General features: G+C 38.4%; 2 protein-coding genes and 1 pseudogene. 2 read left to right on the forward strand and 1 reads right to left on the reverse strand.

The features are described from left to right. Positions 1–280: aminotransferase class IV (locus tag ACS8FD_RS17410; RefSeq protein WP_439276774.1), on the forward strand; the 280-nt coding region annotated here is incomplete at its 5' end. Here ACS8FD_RS17410 and ACS8FD_RS17415 read toward each other — a convergent pair. Further along, positions 270–452: a DpnD/PcfM family protein gene (locus ACS8FD_RS17415; RefSeq protein ID WP_439262353.1), complete on the reverse strand. Its 183-nt coding sequence runs from the start codon at positions 450–452 to the stop codon at positions 270–272. The genes ACS8FD_RS17410 and ACS8FD_RS17415 overlap by 11 nt on opposite strands. Before the next feature lie 163 nt (positions 453–615). On the opposite strand from ACS8FD_RS17415, the pseudogene ACS8FD_RS17420 reads away from it, so the two are divergent. Continuing rightward, positions 616–960 (forward strand): annotated as a pseudogene (locus ACS8FD_RS17420) (hypothetical protein); the annotation flags it as partial.

The raw sequence follows: 960 nt of genomic DNA on the forward strand, positions 1-960 counted from the left end.
AGCCAAAGCCAATTATTCTGATGATTTTCTATTATCAGGTCAGTGGTTTACACCGCCGTTGACACAATCAGGTGTCGCTGGGGTGATGCGCCAAGTCATTATTGATGCTTTCGCTAAGACTAAGACGCCAGTGATTATGCGCGCGTTAAATGATGATGATTTGCCAAATTTACGTGGTTTGTTTTTTTGCAATGCTTTGCGTGGGGTGATGCCTATTGATGGGCTTAGGTTGTTGGGTGGGGAAGTGGTTAAGTTATCTTCTACCCTGCCTAATAAATAATAAATTTAGTATCTATCATATCATCAGGATATAACACAATATCTTCATTTCTATATTTTTCGCTCGCTTTTAGTATAGCGGTTTCGCCATCCTCGGCAGTCACTTCTATGAGAGCGCTCATCGTTTCTATTACCTCTATTTGATAAGTTCTCAATCCTTTTTTATCTGACATTGTTTGCCTCTCCTATTTTAAGTCAATACATTCAATATTATGGTTTTTTGCATAGCAAAAGGTCTTAGAAGAAGTGATCGTCTTTTGTTACGTGGACTTGTGCAATAAAGTAAATCGATCAATGATCCTTTTTAAATAATGAATGTCAAAAGGATAAACGTTGATGTATCCAGTTTATGAAGAAAAGAGAATCCCGCTACAAGTTCGTCGCTTAATGGCTTTTGATGAAATTTGCCAATTAGCGAAAAGCAAACCAGATGAAATAGTGCATTTATCACCTTATACTCAATTAGCGTTTGGCGTCATGTATTTACGAGATTTTAAAAGGTTCGTAGCTTTTGGCGGTGTGTTTGAGTATGCGCACACACGTGAGGAAGTCATTGAGCAACGTATCAATGTAATTCCTAGCGATGAGCTGGTTATGTGTGCATTAACCGTCAACTTAAAACCATTTACTAAACCAGCGCGCAATGCGTTTCAACTGTTATGGCAGTGGAACAGTTATGTG

Source organism: Psychrobacter sp. 1U2 (genome assembly GCF_051847575.1).

Excerpts from the sequence above, each read along its gene's own strand:
- ACS8FD_RS17415 (WP_439262353.1), bottom strand. The coding sequence starts at position 452 with ATGTCAGATAAAAAAGGATTGAGAACTTATCAAATAGAGGTAATAGAA.